The organism is Vibrio owensii CAIM 1854 = LMG 25443 (assembly GCF_000817815.1).
Classification (GTDB): domain Bacteria; phylum Pseudomonadota; class Gammaproteobacteria; order Enterobacterales; family Vibrionaceae; genus Vibrio; species Vibrio owensii.
The window spans coordinates 60,251-85,613 of record NZ_JPRD01000024.1 but is presented as its reverse complement, the minus strand read 5'-3'; the positions used below and the strand labels follow the sequence as shown (position 1 = coordinate 85,613).

The 25,363-nt window shown below is 45.6% G+C and carries 29 protein-coding genes; 19 read left to right on the top strand and 10 right to left on the bottom strand.

Annotation, left to right across the window (positions count from 1 at the left end; all coding sequences use genetic code 11):
• Nucleotides 1-13: 13 nt before the first annotated feature.
• From pepA to H735_RS30150, 5 genes are all read left to right on the top strand, one after another.
• On the top strand, nucleotides 14-1,522 hold the full coding sequence (gene pepA, locus H735_RS15095) for a leucyl aminopeptidase (RefSeq protein ID WP_005432840.1): 1,509 nt from the start codon (nucleotides 14-16) through the stop codon (nucleotides 1,520-1,522).
• Nucleotides 1,523-1,637: 115 nt separating this feature from the next.
• Nucleotides 1,638-2,087, top strand: coding sequence for a DNA polymerase III subunit chi (locus tag H735_RS15090; protein ID WP_009703970.1), 450 nt, complete (start codon nucleotides 1,638-1,640; stop codon nucleotides 2,085-2,087).
• Nucleotides 2,088-2,181: 94 nt separating this feature from the next.
• On the top strand, nucleotides 2,182-5,040 hold the full coding sequence (locus H735_RS15085) for a valine--tRNA ligase (protein WP_005432830.1): 2,859 nt from the start codon (nucleotides 2,182-2,184) through the stop codon (nucleotides 5,038-5,040).
• 226 nt (nucleotides 5,041-5,266) lie between these two features.
• Nucleotides 5,267-5,665, top strand: a complete 399-nt coding sequence (locus H735_RS15080) for a DUF2061 domain-containing protein (protein WP_005432839.1) — start codon at nucleotides 5,267-5,269, stop codon at nucleotides 5,663-5,665.
• A 115-nt stretch (nucleotides 5,666-5,780) separates the two neighbouring features.
• The gene (locus tag H735_RS30150; RefSeq protein ID WP_020195881.1) at nucleotides 5,781-6,686 is read left to right on the top strand and encodes a bifunctional helix-turn-helix transcriptional regulator/GNAT family N-acetyltransferase; all 906 of its coding nucleotides are present in this window, start codon (nucleotides 5,781-5,783) and stop codon (nucleotides 6,684-6,686) included.
• Between the two features lie 16 nt (nucleotides 6,687-6,702).
• Here the strand turns inward: H735_RS30150 and H735_RS15070 are convergent, their stop codons facing one another.
• Nucleotides 6,703-7,503, bottom strand: a complete 801-nt coding sequence (locus H735_RS15070) for a glycosyl hydrolase 2 galactose-binding domain-containing protein (RefSeq protein ID WP_020195882.1) — start codon at nucleotides 7,501-7,503, stop codon at nucleotides 6,703-6,705.
• A gap of 171 nt (nucleotides 7,504-7,674) precedes the next feature.
• The gene (gene rraB / locus H735_RS15065) at nucleotides 7,675-8,091 is read right to left on the bottom strand and encodes a ribonuclease E inhibitor RraB (RefSeq protein ID WP_005432867.1); all 417 of its coding nucleotides are present in this window, start codon (nucleotides 8,089-8,091) and stop codon (nucleotides 7,675-7,677) included.
• Nucleotides 8,092-8,675: 584 nt separating this feature from the next.
• Here rraB and arcA point away from each other — a divergent pair.
• The 6 genes from arcA to H735_RS15040 all read left to right on the top strand — a co-directional run bounded on the left by arcA (nucleotide 8,676) and on the right by H735_RS15040 (nucleotide 13,307).
• Complete coding sequence (gene arcA / locus H735_RS15060) at nucleotides 8,676-9,896, top strand: arginine deiminase (protein ID WP_005432859.1); 1,221 nt, start codon at nucleotides 8,676-8,678, stop codon at nucleotides 9,894-9,896.
• Nucleotides 9,897-10,053: 157 nt separating this feature from the next.
• Entirely contained in the window at nucleotides 10,054-11,058 is a 1,005-nt protein-coding gene (locus tag H735_RS15055) for an ornithine carbamoyltransferase (protein WP_020195883.1), read from the top strand.
• 69 nt (nucleotides 11,059-11,127) lie between these two features.
• Nucleotides 11,128-11,253 (top strand): hypothetical protein, encoded by a 126-nt coding sequence (locus H735_RS32030; RefSeq protein WP_005432831.1) that lies wholly within the window; start codon nucleotides 11,128-11,130, stop codon nucleotides 11,251-11,253.
• A gap of 89 nt (nucleotides 11,254-11,342) precedes the next feature.
• Nucleotides 11,343-12,272, top strand: a complete 930-nt coding sequence (gene pyrB / locus H735_RS15050; RefSeq protein WP_005441998.1) for an aspartate carbamoyltransferase — start codon at nucleotides 11,343-11,345, stop codon at nucleotides 12,270-12,272.
• A gap of 17 nt (nucleotides 12,273-12,289) precedes the next feature.
• Entirely contained in the window at nucleotides 12,290-12,751 is a 462-nt protein-coding gene (pyrI, locus tag H735_RS15045; protein ID WP_020195884.1) for an aspartate carbamoyltransferase regulatory subunit, read from the top strand.
• A gap of 166 nt (nucleotides 12,752-12,917) precedes the next feature.
• Nucleotides 12,918-13,307 carry a RidA family protein gene (locus H735_RS15040; protein WP_005432832.1) on the top strand — a complete coding sequence of 130 codons (390 nt, stop codon included), beginning with the start codon at nucleotides 12,918-12,920 and terminating at the stop codon, nucleotides 13,305-13,307.
• A gap of 85 nt (nucleotides 13,308-13,392) precedes the next feature.
• Here the strand turns inward: H735_RS15040 and H735_RS15035 are convergent, their stop codons facing one another.
• From H735_RS15035 to mlaF, 8 genes are all read right to left on the bottom strand, one after another.
• Entirely contained in the window at nucleotides 13,393-14,118 is a 726-nt protein-coding gene (locus tag H735_RS15035) for a 1-acylglycerol-3-phosphate O-acyltransferase (RefSeq protein ID WP_020195885.1), read from the bottom strand.
• A gap of 147 nt (nucleotides 14,119-14,265) precedes the next feature.
• Nucleotides 14,266-15,531: a UDP-N-acetylglucosamine 1-carboxyvinyltransferase gene (murA, locus tag H735_RS15030; RefSeq protein WP_020195886.1), complete on the bottom strand. Its 1,266-nt coding sequence runs from the start codon at nucleotides 15,529-15,531 to the stop codon at nucleotides 14,266-14,268.
• Nucleotides 15,532-15,540: 9 nt separating this feature from the next.
• A complete protein-coding gene (gene ibaG, locus H735_RS15025; protein ID WP_005432865.1) occupies nucleotides 15,541-15,795 on the bottom strand; it encodes a BolA family iron metabolism protein IbaG in 255 nt (84 codons plus the stop codon).
• A gap of 3 nt (nucleotides 15,796-15,798) precedes the next feature.
• A complete protein-coding gene (locus H735_RS15020; protein ID WP_005436388.1) occupies nucleotides 15,799-16,119 on the bottom strand; it encodes an STAS domain-containing protein in 321 nt (106 codons plus the stop codon).
• The gene (mlaC, locus tag H735_RS15015; protein WP_005436387.1) at nucleotides 16,119-16,757 is read right to left on the bottom strand and encodes a phospholipid-binding protein MlaC; all 639 of its coding nucleotides are present in this window, start codon (nucleotides 16,755-16,757) and stop codon (nucleotides 16,119-16,121) included. The genes H735_RS15020 and mlaC overlap by 1 nt, the downstream gene beginning before the upstream one ends.
• Before the next feature lie 3 nt (nucleotides 16,758-16,760).
• Entirely contained in the window at nucleotides 16,761-17,258 is a 498-nt protein-coding gene (gene mlaD / locus H735_RS15010) for an outer membrane lipid asymmetry maintenance protein MlaD (RefSeq protein ID WP_005436386.1), read from the bottom strand.
• Between the two features lie 2 nt (nucleotides 17,259-17,260).
• Nucleotides 17,261-18,052, bottom strand: coding sequence for a lipid asymmetry maintenance ABC transporter permease subunit MlaE (gene mlaE, locus H735_RS15005; protein ID WP_005436385.1), 792 nt, complete (start codon nucleotides 18,050-18,052; stop codon nucleotides 17,261-17,263).
• A complete protein-coding gene (mlaF, locus tag H735_RS15000; RefSeq protein WP_020195887.1) occupies nucleotides 18,042-18,845 on the bottom strand; it encodes a phospholipid ABC transporter ATP-binding protein MlaF in 804 nt (267 codons plus the stop codon). The genes mlaE and mlaF overlap by 11 nt, the downstream gene beginning before the upstream one ends.
• 399 nt (nucleotides 18,846-19,244) lie before the next feature.
• On the opposite strand from mlaF, the gene H735_RS14995 reads away from it, so the two are divergent.
• From H735_RS14995 to ptsN, 8 genes are all read left to right on the top strand, one after another.
• Nucleotides 19,245-20,210: a calcium/sodium antiporter gene (locus H735_RS14995; RefSeq protein WP_009707637.1), complete on the top strand. Its 966-nt coding sequence runs from the start codon at nucleotides 19,245-19,247 to the stop codon at nucleotides 20,208-20,210.
• A 35-nt stretch (nucleotides 20,211-20,245) separates the two neighbouring features.
• Nucleotides 20,246-21,217, top strand: a complete 972-nt coding sequence (gene kdsD / locus H735_RS14990) for an arabinose-5-phosphate isomerase KdsD (RefSeq protein WP_020195888.1) — start codon at nucleotides 20,246-20,248, stop codon at nucleotides 21,215-21,217.
• A 90-nt stretch (nucleotides 21,218-21,307) separates the two neighbouring features.
• Nucleotides 21,308-21,871: an LPS export ABC transporter periplasmic protein LptC gene (gene lptC / locus H735_RS14985; RefSeq protein ID WP_009707639.1), complete on the top strand. Its 564-nt coding sequence runs from the start codon at nucleotides 21,308-21,310 to the stop codon at nucleotides 21,869-21,871.
• Nucleotides 21,852-22,346 (top strand): lipopolysaccharide transport periplasmic protein LptA, encoded by a 495-nt coding sequence (gene lptA / locus H735_RS14980; RefSeq protein ID WP_005436379.1) that lies wholly within the window; start codon nucleotides 21,852-21,854, stop codon nucleotides 22,344-22,346. Before lptC ends, lptA begins: the two co-directional genes overlap by 20 nt.
• A gap of 1 nt (nucleotide 22,347) precedes the next feature.
• Nucleotides 22,348-23,073: an LPS export ABC transporter ATP-binding protein gene (lptB, locus tag H735_RS14975; protein ID WP_005432855.1), complete on the top strand. Its 726-nt coding sequence runs from the start codon at nucleotides 22,348-22,350 to the stop codon at nucleotides 23,071-23,073.
• Between the two features lie 50 nt (nucleotides 23,074-23,123).
• Complete coding sequence (locus tag H735_RS14970; protein ID WP_005442216.1) at nucleotides 23,124-24,599, top strand: RNA polymerase factor sigma-54; 1,476 nt, start codon at nucleotides 23,124-23,126, stop codon at nucleotides 24,597-24,599.
• A 24-nt stretch (nucleotides 24,600-24,623) separates the two neighbouring features.
• A complete protein-coding gene (gene hpf / locus H735_RS14965) occupies nucleotides 24,624-24,911 on the top strand; it encodes a ribosome hibernation promoting factor (RefSeq protein WP_005432838.1) in 288 nt (95 codons plus the stop codon).
• A gap of 2 nt (nucleotides 24,912-24,913) precedes the next feature.
• A complete protein-coding gene (gene ptsN / locus H735_RS14960) occupies nucleotides 24,914-25,360 on the top strand; it encodes a PTS IIA-like nitrogen regulatory protein PtsN (RefSeq protein WP_020195889.1) in 447 nt (148 codons plus the stop codon).
• Nucleotides 25,361-25,363: the final 3 nt, after the last annotated feature.

Sequence of the window (25,363 nt, the reverse complement as noted above, 5' to 3'; positions counted from 1 at the left end):
TGTAGGAGTACGCATGGAGTTCAGTGTTAAAAGTGGCAGTCCAGAGAAACAACGTAGCGCATGTATCGTTGTTGGTGTGTTTGAACCACGTCGCCTTTCTCCAGTAGCCGAACAACTTGATAAAATCAGTGACGGTTACATCAGTTCACTACTTCGCCGTGGTGATCTAGAGGGTAAACCTGGTCAGATGCTGCTACTGCATCAAGTACCAGGTGTTTTGTCAGAGCGCGTTCTACTTGTAGGTTGTGGTAAAGAACGTGAGCTAGGCGAGCGCCAGTACAAGGAAATCATTCAAAAGACGATCAGCACACTTAACGAAACAGGTTCTATGGAAGCAGTATGTTTCCTAACTGAACTTCACGTTAAGGGTCGTGACACTTACTGGAAAGTTCGCCAGGCAGTAGAAGCGACTAAAGATGGTCTTTACACATTCGATCAGTTCAAGAGCGTTAAGCCAGAAACTCGTCGTCCACTGCGTAAGCTAGTATTCAACGTACCAACGCGTCGTGAACTAAACCTAGGTGAGAAAGCAATCACTCACGGTCTAGCTATCGCATCTGGTGTGAAAGCATCAAAAGATCTTGGCAACATGCCGCCAAACATCGCAAACCCAGCGTACCTTGCTTCTCAAGCACGTCGCCTTGCTGACGATTACGAAACAGTAACCACCAAGATCATTGGTGAGCAAGAGATGGAAAAACTGGGCATGACATCTTACCTAGCAGTAGGTCGTGGTTCGAAGAACGAATCAATGATGTCGATTATCGAATACAAAGGTAACCCAGAGTCAGAAGCAAAACCTATCGTACTTGTCGGTAAAGGTCTGACGTTCGATTCAGGCGGTATCTCTCTAAAACCTGGTGAAGGTATGGATGAGATGAAGTACGACATGTGTGGTGCTGCGTCTGTATTCGGTACAATGAAAGCGCTAGCGAAGCTAAACCTACCAATCAACGTTATTGGTGTTCTAGCAGGCTGTGAAAACATGCCAGGCAGCAACGCTTACCGTCCAGGTGACATCCTAACAACCATGTCTGGTCAAACTGTAGAAGTTCTAAACACGGACGCGGAAGGTCGCCTTGTTCTTTGTGATGCACTGACTTACGTAGAGCGTTTCGAACCAGACTGCGTAGTAGATGTTGCAACGCTAACTGGTGCTTGTGTTATTGCACTAGGCCACCATATCAGCGGCGTAATCTCTAACCACAACCCACTTTCTCATGAGCTAGTGAATGCTTCTGAGCAAGCAAGTGACCGTGCATGGCGTCTACCAATGGCAGACGAGTACCACGAGCAGTTGAAGAGCCCATTTGCTGATATGGCAAACATCGGTGGTCGTCCTGCTGGTACTATCACTGCGGGTTGTTTCCTGTCTAAGTTTGCTAAAAAGTACAACTGGGCACACGTCGATATCGCAGGTACTGCGTGGAAATCAGGCGCAGCGAAAGGCTCAACGGGCCGTCCTGTCTCAATGCTTGTCCAATTCCTTTTGAACCGCAGCGGCCAAGAGACAGAAGAGTAATTTCTGAACAACATCTAAAAGGGCCGCAAGGCCCTTTTTTATTACCTCGATTTTCTTGATTGAAAATCGGATTTAATATGGTTTCAGGAAGAGACCAACGGCAAGTGAGAGAATGATGCAAACTGCAACCTTCTACATCATTAACGAAGAGAGCCCACAAGCAACGGTGACTGGCTTTGAAGAATACATTGTTTTTTTGGCTCAGCACTTTGCTCGCCAAGGCGCAAAAGTATATCTGAACTGCCAAGACAAACCGCATGCCGAGCAGCTCGCTGAAGCCTTTTGGCAAATTGATGCAGACAAGTTCATGGCACATAATCTTGTAGGCGAAGGACCGAAATACGCCACCAATATTGAGATCGGCCATGAAGGTGTAAAACCTAATTGGAACCGTCAGCTGGTAATTAATTTGGCGGAAAATGAGACAACCTTTGCGAACAAGTTTGCTCAAGTGGTAGACTTCGTGCCTTGCGAAGAAAAAGCTAAACAGCTCGCAAGAGAAAGGTATAAAATTTACCGTCAGGCAGGTTATCAACTGCAAACGATCGAAATTCAATATCCTTAACGGTCAATCCTTATAGTTAAGCTCTCCACTCAGAGAGTTCACTTATAAAGATTGACTTAGATTCAACCATCAACGTATCCATTAAAAGAGCGCTATGGAAAAGACATACAACCCAACTTCAATCGAACAAGCTCTGTATCAGACTTGGGAAGAGAAAGGCTACTTTAAGCCACACGGTGACACTACTAAAGAATCATACAGCATCATGATCCCGCCACCAAACGTCACTGGTAGCCTACACATGGGCCACGCGTTCCAAGATACGATCATGGATACGCTTATCCGTTGTGAGCGCATGAAGGGTAAAAACACTCTTTGGCAAGTAGGTACGGACCACGCAGGTATCGCAACTCAGATGGTTGTTGAGCGTAAGATCGCTGCAGAAGAAGGCAAAACAAAACACGATTACGGTCGTGAAGCCTTCATCGACAAAATCTGGGAATGGAAAGGCGAATCTGGCGGCACTATCACTAAGCAGCTTCGTCGTCTTGGCGCATCTGTAGACTGGGATCGTGAGCGCTTTACGATGGACGATGGTCTATCTAACGCTGTTCAAGAAGTGTTCGTACGTCTATACGAAGACGATCTAATCTACCGCGGTAAGCGTCTAGTTAACTGGGATCCAAAGCTACACACAGCGATTTCAGATCTAGAAGTAGAGAACAAAGACACTAAAGGCAACATGTGGCACTTCCGCTACCCACTAGCAGATGGCGTTAAAACAGCAGATGGCAAAGACTACATCGTTGTTGCAACGACTCGTCCAGAGACCATGCTAGGCGATACTGGTGTTGCAGTTAACCCAGAAGATCCACGTTACAAAGATCTTATCGGTAAAGAAATCATTCTTCCTATCGTTGATCGTCGCATCCCAATCGTGGGCGATGAGCACGCAGATATGGAAAAAGGTACTGGCTGTGTGAAAATCACACCTGCGCACGACTTCAACGACTACGAAGTTGGTAAGCGCCACCAGCTACCAATGATCAACATTCTGACTTTCGACGCGAACATCCGTGACGCTTCTGAAGTCTTCAACACAAACGGCGAAGCAAGCGACGCTTACAGCACTGAGCTACCAGCTAAGTACCACGGTATGGAGCGTTTTGCCGCTCGTAAAGCTATCGTTGCTGAATTCGACGAGCTAGGCCTACTTGAAGAAGTGAAAGATCACGATCTACAAGTTCCTTACGGCGACCGTGGTGGTGTGGTTATCGAACCAATGCTAACTGACCAATGGTACGTACGTACTGCACCTCTAGCGAAAACAGCAGTTGAAGCAGTAGAAAACGGCGACATCCAATTCGTTCCTAAGCAATATGAAAACATGTACTTCTCTTGGATGCGTGACGTTCAAGACTGGTGTATCTCTCGTCAGCTATGGTGGGGTCACCGCATCCCAGCTTGGTACGACAACCAAGGTAATGTTTACGTAGGTCGTGACGAAGAAGAAGTTCGTAAGAACAACAACCTAGAGTCAGTTATTGAACTTCACCAAGATGAAGACGTACTGGATACATGGTTCTCTTCTGCACTATGGACGTTCGGTACTCAAGGTTGGCCAGAGCAAACTGACGACCTGAAAGTATTCCACCCTTCAGACGTACTAGTAACTGGTTTCGACATCATATTCTTCTGGGTTGCGCGCATGATCATGATGACCATGCACTTCGTGAAAGACGAAAACGGCAAACCACAAGTACCATTTAAGACAGTTTACGTTACTGGTCTAATCCGTGACGAAAACGGCGACAAGATGTCTAAGTCGAAAGGTAACGTACTTGACCCAATCGACATGATCGATGGTATCGACCTAGAGTCTCTAGTAGAGAAGCGTTGTGGCAACATGATGCAGCCTCAGCTAGCGAAGAAGATCGAGAAGAACACTCGTAAGACGTTTGAAAACGGTATCGAAGCATACGGTACAGACGCACTGCGTTTCACTCTTGCAGCAATGGCATCAACAGGTCGCGATATCAACTGGGATATGAAGCGTCTTGAGGGTTACCGTAACTTCTGTAACAAACTATGGAACGCAAGCCGTTACGTAATGATGAACACAGAAGAGCAAGATTGTGGCTTCAACGGTGGTGAGATTGAATATTCACTAGCGGACAAATGGATCGAGTCTCAGTTTGAACTTGCAGCGAAAGCGTTCAACAACCATATCGACAACTTCCGTCTAGATATGGCGTCTAACACGCTTTACGAATTCATCTGGAACCAATTCTGTGACTGGTACCTAGAGCTAACTAAACCAGTTCTATGGAAAGGTACTGAAGCACAACAGCGTGGCACTCGTCGTACACTAATCACGGTTCTTGAGAAGACTCTACGTCTAGCTCACCCAGTGATTCCTTACATCACTGAAACTATCTGGCAAAGCATCAAGCCACTAGTTGAAGGTGTAGAAGGCGAGACAATCATGCTGCAAGCACTGCCTCAATTTGACGAAGCAAACTTCAACCAAGAAGCGCTAGACGATATTGAATGGGTGAAAGCGTTCATTACCAGCATCCGTAACCTACGTGCTGAATACGACATCAACCCAGGTAAGCCGCTTGACGTTATGCTGAAAGCTGCAAACGCAGAAGACGCAGCGCGTCTAGAAGCAAACAAACAAGTACTAATGTCTCTAGCGAAACTAGAATCTGTACGCGTACTTGCTGCTGACGAAGAAACGCCAGCGTGTGCAACAGCATTGGTTGCTAAGTCTGAGCTGATGATCCCAATGGCGGGGCTGATCGACAAAGACGCTGAGCTTGCTCGTCTAGATGGCGAAATCAAGAAGACTCACGGCGAAATCAAGCGTATCGAAGGTAAACTAGGTAACGAAGGATTCGTAGCGAAAGCACCTGAAGCAGTTGTTGCTAAAGAGCGTGAGAAGCTTGAAGGCTACAAAGAGACACTAGCTAAGCTAGAAGAGCAGAAGACAACGATCGCTGCACTTTAATCGCTAAAGGCTAGAATGAAAGAATCAAAGGGTTGATGTGAAAGCATCAACCCTTTTTGCATTTTATCGCTCGGAAAGCTTTCAAAGATATTCGCTCTTCTCTCCTACTCTCCCTCCTATTTAATAGTTTTTACCTATCAAACTAATCTTAACTGCCCATTAGATTTAATGATAATAATTCTCAATAATAGACCTATCGAAACAACACAACGATTGAGTAATTATCATGAAAAAGACACTAACCTTTGCAGCACTCCATTTTACTATCGCGTTTAGTGTCGCTTACGTGCTTACTGGCGACATTCTAATTGGTAGTTTAATTGCCATGATTGAGCCTTCAGTGAACACCGTCGCTTTCTACTTTCATGAAAAGGCATGGGCAAAAGTCCCAGCGCTTAAAGCTCGTCAGTGGATGACCAAATTAAAAACCGCAAGCTTTGCCACTATCCACTTCAGTGTTGCGTTTAGCGTGGTTTACTTACTAACAGGTGATGCGTTTGTCGGTGGTATCATGGCGATGCTAGAGCCAAGCTTGAACACTGTGGCTTACTACTTCCACGAGAAAGTATGGATGCGTAAATCAGATAACCAAGCACCACAGTTCTGTTTACACCAACACGCTTAAACATGGAGGCTCAATACGCCTCCTAACGAGCAAAATAACATTCACCATTGACAAAGTTGCGCACCGCAATTAATTTAACTGCGGTGCGCAACTTTATTTTTAGAGGTAAGTGATAATGAATGCTCGTCAACTTCGACACTATTCCCGTCAAGCCGTCCGATTGCTTGGTATGCTCGATAAACAATGCGGCGATGTCGCTCTCACTCCAGTGCAAGCGCACGCGTTAGGTGAAATCCAGCTGCAGCCGTTGACCATCAATCAACTGGCACGGCAGCTTAATGTCGACAAGTCCAATGCGAGTCGAACCGTTACCGGTCTGATTAAATTAGGCTTGGTTGAGAGCATCGAAAACCCAAAAGACAAACGTAGCCAACTTGTAGCGCTTACAGAGCGAGGGCAACTGGCGTTATCGCAACTAGACCAGCAGCAAAACAGCTTCTTTGAACAACTGCTTACCCAACTGGATGACAGCGAGCAAGAGCAACTCAAACTTGGTCTGGAGACTTACCTAAAAGGGCTAACAAAAGTATGTCAGGCTGAGGAATACGTTCTTCGACCTCTTACCAAAGCAGATAACTCGCAAGTTGCAGACGTGATTCGTAAAGTCTCTGCAGAATACGGTTTAACCGCAGACAAAGGTTATGGTGTGGCCGATCCAACGCTTGATGACATGTACTCGGTTTACGACCAGCAAGGCGCAGCCTACTGGGTAGTCGAATACCAAGGCGAGATTGTGGGCGGCGGCGGCTTTGCACCTTTAGCTGGTGAGCCAAATGTGTGTGAGTTGCAAAAGATGTACTTCTTACCTCAAACAAGAGGGCACGGTTTAGCCAAACGAATCGTCGCATTGAGCTTACAACTGGCGAAACAGTTTGGGTATCAGCAGTGCTATTTAGAAACGACAGAATGTCTAAGAGAAGCGGTAGGCTTGTATGAAAAACTAGGCTTTGAGCATCTCGATGCCCCGCTAGGACAAACGGGGCATGATGCATGTGAAGTCGTGATGCTTAAAACGTTATAGCGCTTTATCCCAAAACTTAAAGTACAAGGTGGGTAACACAGAGCTCTTGGCTAAGCGCCACTGTAAATGCTTGACGTTGCCCATCCAACTCCACCACGAGTTCGTAGAGATCTTTTGGATCGGGATCATTAAGATCGGCATACTTTGGCGCTTCGATCTGGAATAAAGCACTCGCATGATCCGCTCGGACATCAATAGGAATATGGTAAGTCATGCCATTAAACTTAACCGATGCCGATACTAAACCCGGCGCAAAAGTTTGATAGTACAAGTCGACTTTAAACTCACAACCACCACCGTGGTGCCAAATCTGCTCGGTTGCTACACGGTCTAAACGCACATTGCGAATAAACTGCAGATACGGCTCTTGCCATACCCCGAAGCGCTCATCACTCTTTTGGTATTCATGATCCGCAAGTGAACACAACTCTGGTTTATCCTCATCCAACAGAAGATCTTCTTCTTCTTCAAGGAACAGGAGCTCAAAACGGTTACGCCCCATCTGCATGAACGGGCGAATGTCTTTTTTGTACACGCTTTGTGAGCCATCACAGTCGAACAATGCTACCCCGTTCAAACGCACTTCTGCATGGTAATCCACACCACCCAACACCATTTCTACCGCAGGGAATGCCATCATGGATTCGTCCACTTCAATGTCGTGCATCAGGTGCCACTCTTGCTGACGAATCGCTTCTTCAGTCAGTTCTGCAGGCAATACCTGACTCAAAGGAGCAGGGAAAGTAATGTCATCCTGTGGGATAGAAAGGTCCGTCAGTGGAGAGACTTGCCATAAACCGGCGAGTGAGAGTTGCATATACACCTTGAGCTAGATCAATTTTCACGCATTATATACACAAGTAACTTAGGGTTACAGGCTATAAGCAGACAAACTCAATGAGAATTATTTATCGTCATCGGCGGTTATCATTTTCAAGGCACAAAAAAGCCAGCGATAAACGCTGGCTTCTTAGATTGAATAAGAGGATTACTCTTCGTCTTCATCATCTTCTTCAGGGTAAAGCGCATCTTCGCCTTCGTAGTAAGTACCCCAACCGTCGTAAATGATGTCGTATTTTTCTGCAAGATGAACCAGTTTCTCAACCTGTGCATCAATCGCCTCTGCGTTTAGTGCAGATTCCATTGTTGCATCACAGCAAAGCAGTTTGTTGCCGTCTTCATCTTCTGTTTCTTCAGCTTCAAGAACTTCAAAGCCCATTTTGAACGCTTCAACAACCGCTTTCTCTAGCGTGTCGAAGTCTTCAGCAAATAGGTGGTGCTCGATTTCGTATAGTGAATCTGGATCGCTGCCGTCTTCTAGCAATGCTGCAATGATATCGCGAGTCTCTTCCTTTTGAATCTCAATTAATTCTTCTACTGATAGATATTCATCTTCGTGAGACATGTTTTGGCTCCAGATTAGTTACTTGATGGAAACACTATACTCTAAACTGAGTACGTTAATGCGGTGAAATATGGCACGGATTGCGATGAAAAGCCACAAACAAACACCAAACTGCGGTGATTCTTGATGATAATTTTTGCTCGCAAATCTAAACCCCGCTCACAGAAACAAAAAATTAACAAAAACGGCTAATCTTTAATATTCAGAAGATCCTAATTGAACCTAAGACGAGTAATTTTAGACATGTTTGCGTGTTTATGATCTTGGAGTGAATACAGCAACGGCTCGGTAATTCTGACCTAACGAATAAAAGAAAGCTAAAAACTGCATATTTCAGAATGGTTATGCACGTTTTATGCACTTTTGATGTATGAGTTCTTTCTCAAACGAAAAAGAATAAAAACGCACTTTTTAAAACTCATGAACAAACAACAAAATATAGAATTAAAATACACCAAGGAACCATTTACAAAATATAACGCCAAAAAACGATATTTTTGCAATATATAAGCAAAGCTCTAAGACTTGCATCTTTGCATCAAGCTTGTCATAACTAACGGCTGGAATATTTGTAAGGATGCAAAATGAGTAAGCTGTACGTTGGATCAGAAGTTGGTCAACTAAGACGAGTTCTATTAAATCGCCCAGAGCGCGCCCTCACCCACCTAACGCCATCGAACTGCCATGAGCTACTGTTTGATGACGTATTGGCGGTCGAAGCGGCTGGTGAAGAACACGACGCATTTGCGCGCACACTGCGTGAACAAGATGTCGAAGTACTACTGCTTCATGATCTGCTGGTTGAAACCCTTGCGGTTCCAGAAGCAAAACAATGGTTGTTGAATACTCAGATCTCTGACTTCCGTTACGGTCCGACTTTCGCTCGTGATTTGCGTCAGTACTTCGCAGAGATGGACGATGAGCACTTAGCAAGCATTCTTCTTGGCGGCTTGGCTTACTCCGAACTGCCAATCAAATCTTCATCAATGTTGCCGAAGATGAAGCGCCCACTGGATTTCGTCATCGAACCTCTGCCTAACCACCTCTTTACCCGTGACACGTCATGCTGGGTATACGGCGGCGTTTCTCTTAACCCAATGATGATGCCTGCACGTCAACGCGAGACCAACCATCTGCGCGCCATTTATCGCTGGCACCCAACCTTCGCGGGTCAAGACTTCATTAACTACTTTGGTGATGAAGACCAACACTACGACAATGCCAACGTTGAAGGTGGTGATGTACTGGTTATCGGTAAAGGTGCGGTTCTAATTGGTATGTCTGAGCGCACAACCCCGCAAGGTGTAGAAAACTTAGCGGCAAGCCTGTTTAAATCTGGTCAGGCGAAAGAAGTGATTGCTATCGACCTACCAAAACACCGCTCGTGCATGCACCTTGATACGGTCATGACGCACATGGATGTAGACACTTTCTCGGTATACCCAGAAATCATGCGTAAAGATTTAGATACTTGGCGCCTAACACCTAAAGGCAACGGTGAAATGCATGTCGAAGCATCACACAACTATCTGCATGCCATTGAATCGGCACTTGGCTTAGACCAATTGAAGATCATCACAACCGGTGGTGACAGCTACGAAGCTGAGCGAGAGCAATGGAACGATGCCAACAACGTACTGACGGTGAAGCCTGGTGTTGTGATTGGTTACGAACGTAACGTCTACACTAACGAGAAGTACGACAAAGCTGGCATTGAAGTCCTGACTATTCCGGGTAACGAGCTTGGTCGCGGTCGTGGTGGTGCACGTTGTATGAGTTGCCCAATCGAACGTGACGATATTTGAGAAACCTCTCCCACCAAATAAAACCAATTGAGACTAAGGTTGATGTGAATGCATCAACCTTTTTTTGTTTTTAGTTAAAATAATTATTCACAATAAAAGCATTTATATGTTTTAATGCTTTTATTCTTTATCAACCAAACGACCTAAGGGACGAGCTATGGCTTTCAATCTACGTAATCGCAACTTTTTGAAGCTATTGGACTTCTCAACTAAAGAGATCCAGTTTTTGCTCGAACTGTCTGCAGAGCTGAAAAAAGCTAAATATGCAGGAACAGAGCAGAAGAAACTTCAAGGTAAAAACATCGCACTAATCTTTGAGAAATCTTCTACTCGTACCCGATGTGCGTTTGAAGTCGCGGCCTTTGACCAAGGCGCTCAAGTCTCTTACATCGGTCCTTCTGGCTCACAGATCGGTCATAAAGAATCGATGAAAGATACCGCTCGTGTTCTTGGTCGTATGTACGATGGCATCGAATACCGTGGCTTTGGTCAATCGATCGTTGAAGAGCTTGGTACTTATGCTGGTGTACCTGTCTGGAACGGTTTAACGAATGAGTTCCACCCTACTCAAATCCTTGCAGACTTCCTGACCATGCAAGAGCACGGACGTGGGAAACAACTGCATGAAATGACGTTTGCCTACCTTGGTGATGCTCGCAATAACATGGGTAACTCACTCATGGTTGGCGCAGCAAAAATGGGCATGGACATCCGCCTTGTGGCGCCAAAAGCGTTCTGGCCAGAAGAAGCATTAGTAGCAACTTGCCAAGAAATTGCCCAACAAACCGGCGCGAAAATCACGCTGACGGAAAACGTTGAAGAAGGCGTTAAAGGCTGTGACTTCCTATACACTGACGTTTGGGTCTCGATGGGTGAGTCGGCTGAGGCTTGGGATGAGCGTGTTGCGCTGATGACACCATACCAAATCAATATGGATGTGATTAAGCAAACGGGTAACCCTCATGTGAAGTTCATGCACTGTCTGCCAGCCTTCCACAACGATGAAACGACTGTGGGTAAAGAGGTAGCAGAGAAATACGGAATGAAAGGGCTTGAAGTCACCGAAGAGGTGTTTGAGTCTGAATACTCTATCGTATTCGACGAAGCCGAGAACCGCATGCACACGATTAAAGCCGTGATGGTGGCAACCTTAGGCAGCTAAACCAAAGCATTAAAAATGGTAACAAAAACCATGATGTAATCGCTTGCGCTCACGAAAGTTAAGCGTATAATGCTCGGCAATTTGTCTGAGGATTACGAAATGACCACGCCGATTGCTGACGTAAAAACGCGATTTGCTCTAGCTAAGCGACTACGCTTACGTGCTGTTATTTTCGTTAATTCTATTGAATTTTAAAACCTCCCCAATTGGGGAGGTTTTTTTATGTCCGAAATTCCATCAGGGTAATTTTGGGGATAGTCACCACTGTTATAGGGAAGAAGATCATGGCGAACTCGCTTTACCAGAAGCACATCATCTCTATTCCAGAGCTTTCACGTGAAGAACTGGAACTGATTGTAGAAACTGCAGGTCAGCTAAAAAAAGAACCTCGTCCAGAACTGATTAAAAACAAGGTTGTAGCGAGCTGTTTCTTTGAGCCATCCACACGTACTCGTCTGTCATTCGAAACAGCGATTCAACGTATCGGTGGCGATGTTATTGGTTTTGATAACGGTGGTAACACCTCTCTGGCGAAAAAAGGCGAGACGCTGTCTGACTCAGTTCAAGTGATCTCTTCTTATGTCGATGCATTCGTGATGCGTCACCCTCAAGAAGGCGCAGCGCGCTTGGCGTCTGAGTTTTCTAACGGCGTACCAGTTATCAACGCTGGTGATGGTGCAAACCAACACCCAACGCAAACGCTACTCGACCTATACACCATCGCGGAAACACAAGGTCGTCTAGACAACCTGAACGTTGCGTTCGTTGGTGACCTAAAGTACGGCCGCACCGTACACTCATTGACGCAAGCATTGGCGAAGTTCAATAACATCCGTTTCTTCTTCGTTGCACCAGAAGCACTTGCGATGCCAGACTACCTATGCGAAGAGCTAGATGAAGCAGGTATCCAATACAGCCTGCACACAGATATGGAAAGCGTGATTCCTGAGCTAGACATTCTGTACATGACTCGCGTACAGAAAGAGCGCTTCGATGAATCTGAATACGCGCACATCAAGTCAGCTTACATCCTAACAGCGGCACTACTGGAAGGTGCGCGTGAGAACTTGAAAGTACTTCACCCACTTCCACGCGTGGATGAAATCACCACAGACGTCGACGTAACACCACACGCTTACTATTTCCAACAAGCAGAAAACGGCGTTTACGCGCGCCAAGCGTTGTTGGCACTGGTTCTTAACGAAACACTGTAATCGAGGGAGAGAATAACATGGCTAAAGAAACTCAATTGCAGGTAGAAGCAATCAAAAACGGCACGGTAATCGACCACATTCCAGCGCAAATTGGTATTAAGGTGCTGAAACTGTTCGATATGCACAACTCTTCTCAACGCGTAACCATCGGTCTGAACCTGCCTTCATCAGCACTCGGTCACAAAGACTTACTGAAGATTGAGAACGTGTTCATCAACGAAGAGCAGGCAAGTAAGCTGGCACTTTACGCACCACATGCGACAGTAAACCAAATCGAAAACTACGAAGTTGTGAAGAAGCTTGCTCTGGAGTTACCAGAGCAAGTTAAAAACGTGTTTGAATGCCCAAACACTAACTGCATTACCCACAACGAGCCAGTTGCGAGCAGCTTCCAAGTGTTCGAGAAGAAGGAAGAAATCCGTCTGAAGTGTAAATACTGTGAGAAAGTATTCGCACGTGAGATCGTGACTGAGCGTTAATTTCTCGCTTCGATTCTTGCTAACGATAAATTGACTAATACCCCGCTAGTGCGGGGTATTTTGCTCTTTACGTGCTTCATGTTTAAAGGCAAACTGATTCTTCTTAAGAACGCTCAAGATACTTGAGCAAACTCTTTATTCCCCCTAAACAGATGGAACAATTCAAATGACGAAAGTACTTCACACTGAGTCTGCACCAGCAGCAATCGGTCCTTACGTTCAAGGCGTAGATCTAGGCAACATGGTTCTAACTTCTGGCCAAATCCCAGTAAACCCAGCGACAGGTGAAGTGTCTGCAGACATCGCAGAGCAAGCTCGTCAATCTCTAGAGAACGTAAAAGCTGTTGTTGAAGCATCAGGCCTTAAAGTGACTGACATCGTTAAAATGACAGTATTCGTGAAAGACCTAAACGACTTCGGTACAGTGAACGAAGTTTACGGCAAGTTCTTCGATGAGCATGAAGTAGCAAACTACCCTGCTCGTTCTTGCGTAGAAGTAGCTCGTCTACCTAAAGATGTAGGCATCGAGATTGAAGCAATTGCAGTTCGCAAATAATTGCATTTGCTGACAAGCATAAAAAAACGGGTAGCTCAGGCTACCCGTTTTTTATTGTCTTTTTGTAATGATATCGCAGTAAAACTTAAGCAGCGTTGCGCTGTTTCACTTCTTCATCCAACTCAGCCAACTTCTCTTTCATTTGCTCGCGGCAAATATTCGCTAGCTCACGTACGCCTTCTTTACCGTAACCTTCAGAGCTAACTGGTGGCAGCATCTCAATGATCACATGACCATTGTTCCAGCGGTTGAATTTGATATGGTCTGTCGAACTGCACACGATTGGAATGATTGGCACTTCTGCACCGATAGCGGCATGGAATGCACCAGTCTTGAATGGCAGTAAGCCACGGCCACGTGAGCGCGTACCTTCTGGGAACATCCATACTGAAACATCACTGTTTTTGATGCTGTCCACGACTTGGTCGATAGTGCCTTTTGCTTTAGAGCTGTTTGCACGGTCAATCAAGATGTTACCTGTTAGCCAGTAAAGCTGACCAAACAACGGCATCCACGCTAGGCTCTTTTTACCTACTGTTACCACTTTTGGTGTTACTGCAGAAGAGACAGTGAAAAGGTCCCAATTGTTTTGGTGGTTAGCAATGTAAACATGCTGACCGCGAGAGTACGCATCTTCCGGAAGACGCAGCTCAAGCTTGATACCAAATACGCGCGACATCTTGCCGAATAGACGACCAAAGGTGAACACGTGCTTAGGGTTTCGAGGGCTTAGTAGGCAGTAACCACAACCACCAATAAACATCACAATTGCGAAAATTGCGACAGCAAATACACGTAACAGTGCAATCATTGTTGTTCTCCAGGAACCGGCTTTGCGCCAGCTACAGCTATTATTGTCTCTTTGAACATAGTCATGAACTATGACAGAAAGCGCGATATAAAAAAGCCGAAACCTGAGTTTCGGCTCTCTTTATATCTAGGTCAACTGCGATGCAGTTTAACCTGCCTCACTCACGCGCTCAATATTTGCGCCAAGTGCAGACAGTTTATTTTCGATTTTGTCGTAACCGCGGTCGATGTGGTAGATGCGATCAACGATGGTTTCGCCTTTTGCGATACAACCTGCAATCACCAAACTTGCCGAAGCTCGTAGGTCAGTTGCCATCACTTGTGCGCCACTTAGAGAGTCTACGTCGCCACAGATAACCGTATTACCTTCGATATCTGCTTTCGCGCCCATACGCATCAATTCAGGTACGTGCATGAAACGGTTTTCAAAGATCGTTTCAGTGATCACGCCGCCGCCTTTCGCCATCATGTTCAATAGCGTGAATTGCGCCTGCATGTCAGTAGGAAAACCTGGGTGCGGAGCCGTACGAATGCTTACTGCTTTCAGTTCACGGTCTGTCATATCAACAGAAATCCAGTCTTCACCAGTTTCTACTAATACGCCCGCTTCTTCTAGCTTCGCCAATACCGCTTCTAGCAGATGTGCATTGGTGTTGCGACATACAACTTTGCCGCCAGAAACCGCTGCTGCAACTAGGAAGGTACCGGTTTCGATACGGTCAGCCACAACGCTGTGCTTACCACCACCTAGACGCTCAACACCTTCGATAGTGATGGTATCTGTACCCGCACCAGAGATTTTTGCGCCAAGTGTGTTTAGGAAATCCGCTGTATCAACGATTTCAGGCTCACGCGCTGCGTTGTCTAGCGTTGTTGTGCCTTCAGCAAGCGCTGCTGCACACATGATAGTGATCGTTGCACCAACACTCACTTTGTCCATCACGATGTGCGCGCCTTTAAGGCGACCATCGACTTCCGCTTTCACGTAACCATCTTCTAGTGTGATGGTTGCGCCAAGCTGTTCTAGACCAGTAATGTGTAGATCAACAGGACGAGCACCGATAGCACAACCGCCAGGTAGAGAAACCTGACCTTGGCCAAATCGAGCGACAAGAGGACCAAGCGCCCAAATAGACGCACGCATGGTTTTTACTAAATCGTAAGGAGCACAGTATTCGTTGATACTGCTTGGATCGACATGAACGGAACCATTACGACTTACTTTTGCGCCAAGACGCTTAAGCAGTTCCATGGTTGTGTCGATATCACGAAGGTGTGGCACGTTCGCCACTTCTACAGGCTCTTCCGCCAAGATAGACGCAAATAAAATCGGCAGTGCTGCGTTTTTTGCACCTGAAATGGTCACTTCACCAACCAGTGGTTTATCTGACCCAATAACTCGAAACTTTTCCATCAATAAACCTTAAAGCGACATTAGCTTCTTATCACGAGCCCACTCTTCTGGAGTGAACGCTTTGATCGATAGCGCGTGAATGTCGTTACGCTGGATGTAATCCATCAGAGGACCGTAAATTAACTGCTGCTTCTTAACGCGGCTCATTCCATCGAAACAAGCATCAACAGCAACCACCTCATAGTGGCTACCTTCACCTTTTACATGCACTTCTTGAAGGTTTAGTGCTTCTTCTAGTAACTGTTGTACTTTTGCGCTATCCACAATTTACCCCTGATAATTCTGTATATGTTTGGCCACTAAAGATTCAACGTTGCTCAGCTGAAACAAAGTGCGCAATTGCGCCGGCACGAAACTGAGCATTATATGACAGTTTTGCTTTTTTGCATGCTCTAATAAGTGGATTAACATCACCATTCCCGCAGAGTCAATGCGTTCAATCTCTTGGAGCGAGCATTCTAGCTCGGTTTGAGAAGGTTGCCATTGCTGTGCCACCGCCCACAATGCGGGCACTGTATCGCGATCCAGCGCCCCTGTAAGCTTAAGAATGTCTGTTTGTAAATGCCACTGAGAATGAGACTGCGCCATTACTTTGCTGCCTCGAAGCGAATTGGCTGTGCTGCCAGTTTCTCTAAATCTTTTGCGACCGCAAGAATACCGTCTTGGCGAATCTGAGTATTCCACTCTGATTGCTTGCTCGATAGTAAGCTAATACCTTCTGCAACCATGTCGAATGCTAACCATTCACCGGTTTTCTTATCTTTACGCAGTTTGAACTCAAGTTTGATATTTGGACGCGGCGCGTCAATGATATCAACTTTGATGCTCGTAATGCGCTTAGAAGGGTCCAGCTTTGGCTCAGGGCCAAATTCAATTTGTTGATCCGTGTACTGTGTTAACACTTGCGCGTATGAAGTCACCAAATAAGCACGGAATGCTGTGATGAATTCACCCACATCTTCACGCTTCGCCCCTTTCAAGTTTGGACCAAGCAGTTTCAATGCTGCATAGCGATCGTTGACGTAAGGCATCAGCTCTTCTTCAACAATGGTTTTGAGCAAGTTTGGATCTTGTTTGATTTGCGGTTGCTCGTTTTTCAGACGCTCAAACGTCACTTCAGCAACCTGCTTCATCATTGAATATGGCTGAGTTTTATCTACTTCAGCTGCCACTGCACCAAAAGCAGTAAACGCCGCTACGAATGAAAGTAATAGTCTAGAAAACATGGGTTATTCCTTACTCGTGTCACCAGAATCGCCTGAGCCACCAATGCTGTACAGTACCTGACCAATCAGGTCTTCTAATACTAATGCAGATTTAGTGTCTTCAATGGTATCACCATCAACAAGCATTTCTTCATCGTCAAAAACAAAGCCCGGAACCAAGCCAATGTACTGCTCACCAATCAATCCTGATGTCAAAATTTGCACACTAGAAGTTTCAGGGAACTGGTTGTACTGGCTGTTAATCGACAAGCTCACGACCGGTAATAGGCTATCAGGGTTAAGTGTAATGTTACTTACACGACCGATAACAACGCCACCAACTTTCACTGGAGAGCGAACTTTCAAACTACCAATATTATCGAACTCGGCTTTCAGGGTGTAAGTATTGCCAGAGCCAATGCTTTTTACGTCAGCAACCTGAAAAATCATCACAAGAATCGCGCAAATTCCTGCTAATACAAAGCTGCCAACCCATAATTCTGTTTTACGTGTTTGTTGCATGATTAATTCCCAAACATCAATGCGGTCAGTACAAAGTCTAGTCCCAGTACTGCTAAAGAAGAATGCACAACAGTGCGCGTCGTTGCTCGGCTGATCCCTTCCGAAGTTGGAATAGCGTCATAGCCATTAAATAGAGCGATCCAAGTAACGGTAATCGCGAACACAATACATTTGATCATGCTGTTACCGATATCTTGACCTAATTCAACCGAAGATTGCATCGCAGCCCAAAAGCTACCGTGGTCTACGCCTTTCCAATCCACACCGACAATCTGAGCTCCCCAAATGCCAACCGCCATAAAGATCATAGCCAATAGAGGCATTGAGATGACACCAGCCCAAAAACGCGGTGCGATAACACGTTTTAGTGGATCGACGGCCATCATTTCCATACTAGAAAGCTGCTCCGTTGCTTTCATGAGTCCGATTTCTGCTGTCAGAGCAGAGCCAGCACGGCCAGCAAACAAAAGCGCCGTAACAACAGGGCCAAGTTCACGTAGCAACGATAGAGCCACCATTTGACCAAGGCTACCCTCTGCACCATAGTCCACCAGCACAACATAACCTTGCAGACTAAGCACCATACCGATAAACAAACCCGAAACGACGATAATCGCCAATGACTGTACGCCAACCGAGTAAAGCTGTTTAATCAGTAACGGAAAGTTTTTTATTGGCTGAGGTCGAGTCACCAAGGCGCCAATGAGCATTAAAGTCGCGCGACCAAACGCTTCACAGATGGCGAGCGTGCGTCTTCCTAAAGAAGCGACAAATTGAATAAAGCTATCGGCCATCAAATAAGTCCTTTTCGATACTTTGAGCAGGGAAGCGGAAAGGCACTGGCCCATCAGCTTCACCTTTTAAGAATTGCTGCACGCGAGGATCAGGGTTATCTCTCAGTTCTTGCGGCGTACCAAACGCAATGATTTTGCCATCAGCCATCAAGTAAACCCAATCGGCAATACTCATCACTTCAGGAACGTCGTGAGAAACAACAATTGAAGTCAAACCCAGTGCTCGATTCAAATTACTGATCAATTCAACCAGCACACCCATGGTGATTGGGTCCTGCCCAACAAACGGCTCATCGTACATGATGAGGTCTGGATCAAGTGCAATTGCACGCGCTAACGCAGCACGTCGAGCCATACCGCCAGATAATTCGCTAGGCATCAGCTTTGCCGCACCACGTAAGCCAACGGCTTCAAGCTTTAGCAGCACCATGGTACGGATGAATTCTTCAGAAAGTTCCGTGTGTTCACGTAAAGGAAACGCCACGTTGTCGAACACGTTCAAGTCAGTAAACAAAGCGCCCGACTGAAATAACATGCTCATATTCTTTCGCGCGTGGTAAAGCTTTTTACGAGATAGTGATGGGATATTGTCGCCATCAAACCAGATCTCTCCTTGCTCAGGATAAAGCTGCCCGCCGATCAGGCGCAGCAGTGTCGTTTTACCAATCCCTGACGGCCCCATAATGGCGGTCACTTTTCCTTTTGGCACATACAAATCAACACCATCGAAGATCTTGCGTTCGCCGCGTGAAAAAGTGAGATTGTTAACGGTAACTAAATCGTTGTTCGACATACTATCTCTTCTACTGTTTGTGAGCGGTTCTCACAGAGTTGCAATCCAACTCAACCCCGATTGTTTTCAAGATATTACGTCGAGAATATCCTAAAGTGACTTCGGTACACTTATTAGGCTGCAATCATAAGCACATTGAACGTTAATTAAAAGCACTGTTCAATTAAATAAAGCCCGCGAAATTCAAGCAATTCTTCATAAATTATGACGAAATGACAGGAAGGTGTTTATATCCCATGCCAGATTAACCGTATTCTGAACGACGCGTATATGAGCAACAATTAAACACAATTTCGTTACTAACCTTTAATTTATTTGTTGTTTATCTTCCATTTTTGGCCGCAAAAGGTCAAAATTAGCGGTTACTCATTTCACTTATTTTATTACTTAGGAATCATCATGCTCGAAGCCGTAGCGTTGCTTATCGTCGGTCTTGTTTTACTTGTTTGGAGTGCAGATAAACTTGTTTTTGGTTCTGCCGCTCTGGCCCGCAACGTCGGTATTTCACCTCTAGTGATCGGTATGACCATTCTAGCAATGGGCTCTTCGGCACCAGAAATGATGGTTTCTGCAACCGCAGCATGGGATGGCAAAACCGACACTGCTGTAGGTAACGTTCTGGGTTCAAACATTGCCAACATCGCCCTGATCCTAGGTATTACAGCCCTAATTAAACCGCTTTCTATCAGTTCTGCCGTTATTCGTCGTGAGTTGCCTTTGATGATAGCAGTGACGGTTCTAGCGGGTATTTTACTTTGGGACAGTCATCTAGGTTTCTACGAAGGTGTACTGCTGTTTGTTTTGTTTGGTGGCTTCTTATTTGCCATGCTGCAAATCAGCCGCAAAGAACAAAAAGCAGGCGATGCTTTCGTTGATGAGCAAGAGTCTGAAGTTCCAGACGGTGTGAGCAACTCAAAAGCCGTTATGTGGGTAGTGATTGGCTTGATACTGCTTCCTTTGGCAGCAAGCATGCTGGTTGATAACGCCGTGGTTATTGCTAAGTACTTCGGCATGAGTGATCTCGTTATCGGCCTAACCATCATTGCCATTGGTACAAGTCTTCCTGAGCTGGCAGCTTCTCTTGCTGGCGTTCTAAAAGGCGAAGACGACATGGCTGTAGGTAACATCATCGGCTCAAACGTATTCAATATTCTTGCGGTAATGGGCCTACCAGGCATCATTAACCCTTCAACCTTGAGCGAGTACGCAATGGGTCGTGACTTCTGGGTGATGCTAGGTGTATCTCTACTCTTGGTAGCGATGTGTCTTGGTAAATCACGCAGCATTAACCGCCTTGAAGGTGGCATCCTGTTTGTGTGTTTCTTGGCTTACCAAGTGTACCTATTCGCAAACATGGCCGCTTAATAACATAATAAGTAAAGACAAATTGGAGCACTGATATGTCCACTCAATTTGATTTTCGCGCTGCTGCTAAACAAGTTCTCGATATCGAAGTAACGGCCTTACAACAACTTGACCAATACTTTGACGCGCAGTTTGAACAAGCTTGCGAATTGATTCTTTCCAATAACGGCAAAGTTGTCGTAATGGGCATGGGCAAATCAGGTCATATCGGCAATAAAATTGCTGCGACCCTTGCGAGCACTGGCACTTCGGCATTTTTCGTTCACCCTGGCGAAGCTGCGCATGGTGACCTAGGCATGATCAGCGCGGGTGATATTGTTATTGCGATTTCAAACTCGGGAGAGTCTCATGAGATTTTGTCTCTATTCCCAGTTTTGAAACGCCTGAACATCAAAATCATCAGTATGACAGGCAAGCCAGAATCAAATATGGCGAAACTGTCCGATCTGCATTTGCAAATTACAGTCCCTAAAGAAGCTTGTCCGCTGGGCCTTGCTCCGACAAGCAGCACAACAGCGACGTTAGTAATGGGCGATGCCCTTGCGGTTGCGCTATTGCAAGCTCGTGGTTTTTCAGCAGAAGACTTTGCCTTGTCACATCCTGGCGGTGCACTGGGAAGAAAATTGCTGCTTAAACTGTCTGATATAATGCACTTCGGTAATGCACTACCAAAAGTATCACCGGATGCTCTGATTCGTGACGCCTTACTCGAGATTTCTGAAAAAGGCTTGGGTATGACCGCTATTGTCGATGAGCACGATGCTATGCTTGGTATATTCACCGATGGTGATTTGCGCCGTACTCTGGACAAACGTATTGATATCCATACCACAGCGATCGGTGACGTAATGACGAAGAACCCTACCACCGCGCACCCAGAAATGCTGGCAGTGGAAGGGCTAAACTTAATGCAAGACAAGAACATCAATGCTCTGATCTTGTGCGATGACAATAAAATTGTTGGCGCACTGAATATGCATGATTTACTTAAAGCAGGCGTGATGTAAGATCACGCCCCCAAAAGACTTAACGAATTGATTTAACAGATTAAGGCAATGGTCAGGGAAGTACTGAGCTAAGATAAAGGCCTTTATTTTATGAGTTTTACTCGCCTTATTTATTTGCTCTTGGTTTTTGTTGTCGCTTGGTGTGGTTATTACCTACTCACGCCAAAAGGTAATGAAGATATCCAAGTAGCACCAAATTTAGAGCTGCCTATGTTCAGTGGTACTGGACTAGAAAACATCACCTATGGTGAAAATGGTGTCCGCAGTTACATCATCCGTTCTACTAACTTGGATCATTATGCCAAGAGTGGAGACACGATTTTTAAAAGCCCAACGCTTATGGTTTACCGCGAAGGTAGCGTTGTGGAGTGGAAAGTTACTGCAACAAGAGCAGTGCTAGATGAAGACCAAATTCTGACCTTGTACGACAAAGTACTTATGCAGAATCTATTGCCTGATGCGAGTTTCGACACCATGGCAACAGACAAACTGGTCATCAATCTAAGCAATCGTGATTTTAAAGCCGATCAACAAGTGATGTTGGTTGGACCGCAATTTGAAACTACCGGAGGCGCAATGCAGGGCAACTTAAAAGCTCACACTGCGACTCTGACTGATGAAGTTCAAGGTCGATATGAAACCGTTACACCTTAGCCTATTGGCATTGGTTTTAGCAGCGCCACAAGCGTTAGCACTTAAGTCGGATACTCAACAGCCAGTTTACATCAATTCAGACACCCAACAGGTGGACATGAAGAGTAATCAGGTGATCTTTAAAGGTGATGTGTCGCTTAAGCAAGGTAGCATCAATATCGATGCTGACAGAATCGTTGTGACTCGCGATCCTAAGACTGAGTCTATTAAGCAGATACAAGCTTTTGGCAAACCTGCGAAGTTTTCTCAGTTGATGGACGATGGCAAAACACTCAGTGGTCAAGCAACTGAGTTAGACTACCGAATCTCTACTGATGAACTGACCATGAAAGGTCAAGCGCAACTAGCACAAGACGGCAATACCATCAAAGGTTCGTCGATCCGTTACCAAATTGGTCAACAGAAGCTTGTCGCTGACAGCTCGAAGGATGAGCGCGTAACCACCATCCTACAACCGAACCAAATCGAGAACTAATATGGCAGTACTGAGCGCAAAGAACCTTGCGAAGAGCTACAAAAAGCGCAAGGTCGTTACCGATGTAAGTCTCGAAGTAGAATCTGGCCAAATCGTTGGTCTTTTGGGGCCAAACGGTGCGGGTAAAACCACATCGTTTTACATGATCGTGGGTTTGGTGCCACGTGATGAAGGCACCATTACTATCGACAATCAGGATATCAGTATCCTTCCGATGCACAGCCGCTCTCGTTTGGGTATTGGCTACCTACCACAAGAAGCGTCGATCTTCCGTAAGCTGTCGGTGGAAGATAACATTATGGCTGTTTTAGAGACTCGCCAAGAGCTTACTCGAGAAGAACGCCAAGATAAGCTTGAAGATTTGTTGGAAGAATTCCACATACAGCACATACGCACCAGTGCGGGTATGGCACTATCAGGTGGTGAGCGCCGCCGTGTAGAGATTGCGCGAGCACTGGCTGCTAACCCTCAATTCATTTTGTTGGATGAACCGTTCGCGGGTGTTGACCCAATTTCGGTTAACGACATCAAAAAAATCATTGAACACTTGCGTGATCGCGGCCTTGGCGTGTTAATCACTGACCATAACGTTCGCGAAACCTTGGACGTTTGTGAAAAAGCCTATATCGTAAGCCAAGGACACCTAATTGCATCGGGAACTCCGGATGAAGTTCTCAATAACGAGCAGGTGAAACAAGTTTATCTCGGCGAACAATTCCGTCTATGATTACATTAGGAACGGTAAGATTCTGAGCATTACAAGGTAAGTAACACTGAATGAAACCTTCATTACAACTCAAGCTAGGTCAACAGTTAGCCATGACGCCGCAGCTGCAGCAAGCGATTCGTTTGTTGCAATTGTCGACGCTCGATCTTCAACAAGAAATCCAAGAAGCACTGGACTCCAACCCGCTACTGGAAGTTGAAGAAGGCCACGAAGAACCTCAAGCAAACGGTGAAGACAAATCAGCGTCTGAATCTGCTGATAACAGTGCGAACGAAGCCAACGATGCCTCAGAGCCCGATCTGCCAGACAGTTCAGATGTAATTGAGAAATCAGAAATCAGCTCTGAGCTAGAAATCGATACCACTTGGGATGATGTTTATAGCGCAAATACGGGCAGTACAGGCCTAGCGCTTGATGACGACATGCCTGTCTACCAAGGTGAAACTACCGAATCGCTGCATGATTACCTTATGTGGCAGCTAGATTTAACGCCTTTCAGTGAAACCGACCGCACCATTGCCCTCGCGATCATCGATGCCATCGACGACTACGGCTACCTAACCCTTTCTCCTGAAGAAATTCACGAGAGCTTCGACAACGAAGAAGTAGAATTGGATGAAGTAGAAGCAGTACGTAAGCGTATTCAGCAGTTTGACCCACTTGGCGTTGCTTCTCGCAATCTACAAGAGTGCCTACTGCTGCAACTTGCGACTTTCCCTGAAGACACGCCGTGGCTTGCTGAAGCAAAGATGATTCTTAGCGATCATATCGATCACCTTGGTAATCGCGACTACAAGCTTGTTATCAAAGAGACTAAGCTTAAAGAAGCTGACCTGCGTGAAGTATTGAAGTTGATTCAACAACTTGACCCTCGCCCAGGCAGCCGCATCACACCCGATGACACTGAATACGTCATTCCGGATGTGTCTGTATTTAAAGATCATGGTAAGTGGACTGTGTCCATTAACCCTGACAGCATTCCGAAACTAAAAGTAAATCAACAATATGCGCAACTAGGCAAAGGCAACAGTGCGGATAGCCAGTACATTCGCAGCAATTTGCAAGAGGCAAAATGGCTGATTAAGAGCCTAGAAAGCAGAAACGAGACGCTTCTCAAAGTTGCAAGATGTATTGTTGAACATCAACAAGATTTCTTCGAGTATGGTGAAGAAGCCATGAAACCAATGGTACTAAACGATGTAGCATTGGATGTGGACATGCATGAATCGACAATCTCTCGTGTAACAACACAGAAGTTTATGCATACCCCACGTGGCATTTTTGAATTGAAGTACTTCTTCTCTAGCCATGTTAGTACAGACAATGGTGGAGAATGTTCGTCCACAGCAATTCGTGCTCTTATCAAAAAACTGGTCGCAGCGGAGAATACCGCTAAACCACTAAGTGATAGCAAGATTGCTGCTCTTCTGGCTGACCAAGGGATTCAAGTCGCGAGACGAACGATAGCGAAATATCGCGAATCCTTGGGTATCGCCCCTTCAAGTCAGCGTAAACGCCTACTTTAAGGCACCAACTGAAAAGGAAAGTCTATGCAAATCAATATTCAAGGCCATCACGTTGATCTTACCGATTCAATGCAAGACTATGTTCAATCTAAGTTTCAGAAGCTCGAAAGGTTCTTCGACCACATTAACCAAGTCCAAGTCGTACTAAAAGTTGAAAAACTCAACCAAATAGCGGAAGCTACGCTCCACATCAATCAGGGCGAAATCCACGCGTCATCGAACGACGAAAGTATGTATGCAGCAATTGATTCGCTGGTGGATAAATTAGTTCGTCAACTTAACAAGCACAAAGAAAAACTAAACAGTCATTAATCATGCAATTGAGCGAGATACTGTCACTGGACTGCACCAAAAGTGCAGTCCATTGTACAAGTAAGAAACGTGCCCTAGAGATGATCAGCCAAATTGTTGCTGAGAACACGGGCCAAGATTCTACAGAACTGTTTGAGTGTATGCTCAGCAGAGAAAAAATGGGTAGTACGGGTATCGGCAACGGTATTGCTATCCCTCACGCAAGAATGCAATCTAGCGACAAAGCCATCGCCGTATTACTGCAATGTGACGAGGCGATTGAGTTTGATGCTATCGACAACCGACCTGTCGACCTTCTTTTTGCTCTTCTTGTTCCAGAAGAACAGTGCAAAGAGCACCTCAAAACACTATCCTCTATGGCAGAACGCCTGAGCAACAAGCAAGTGCTAAAGAGCCTGCGTAACGCTCAGAGTGATGAAGAACTCTACGACATTATGATTCATCAGTAATCA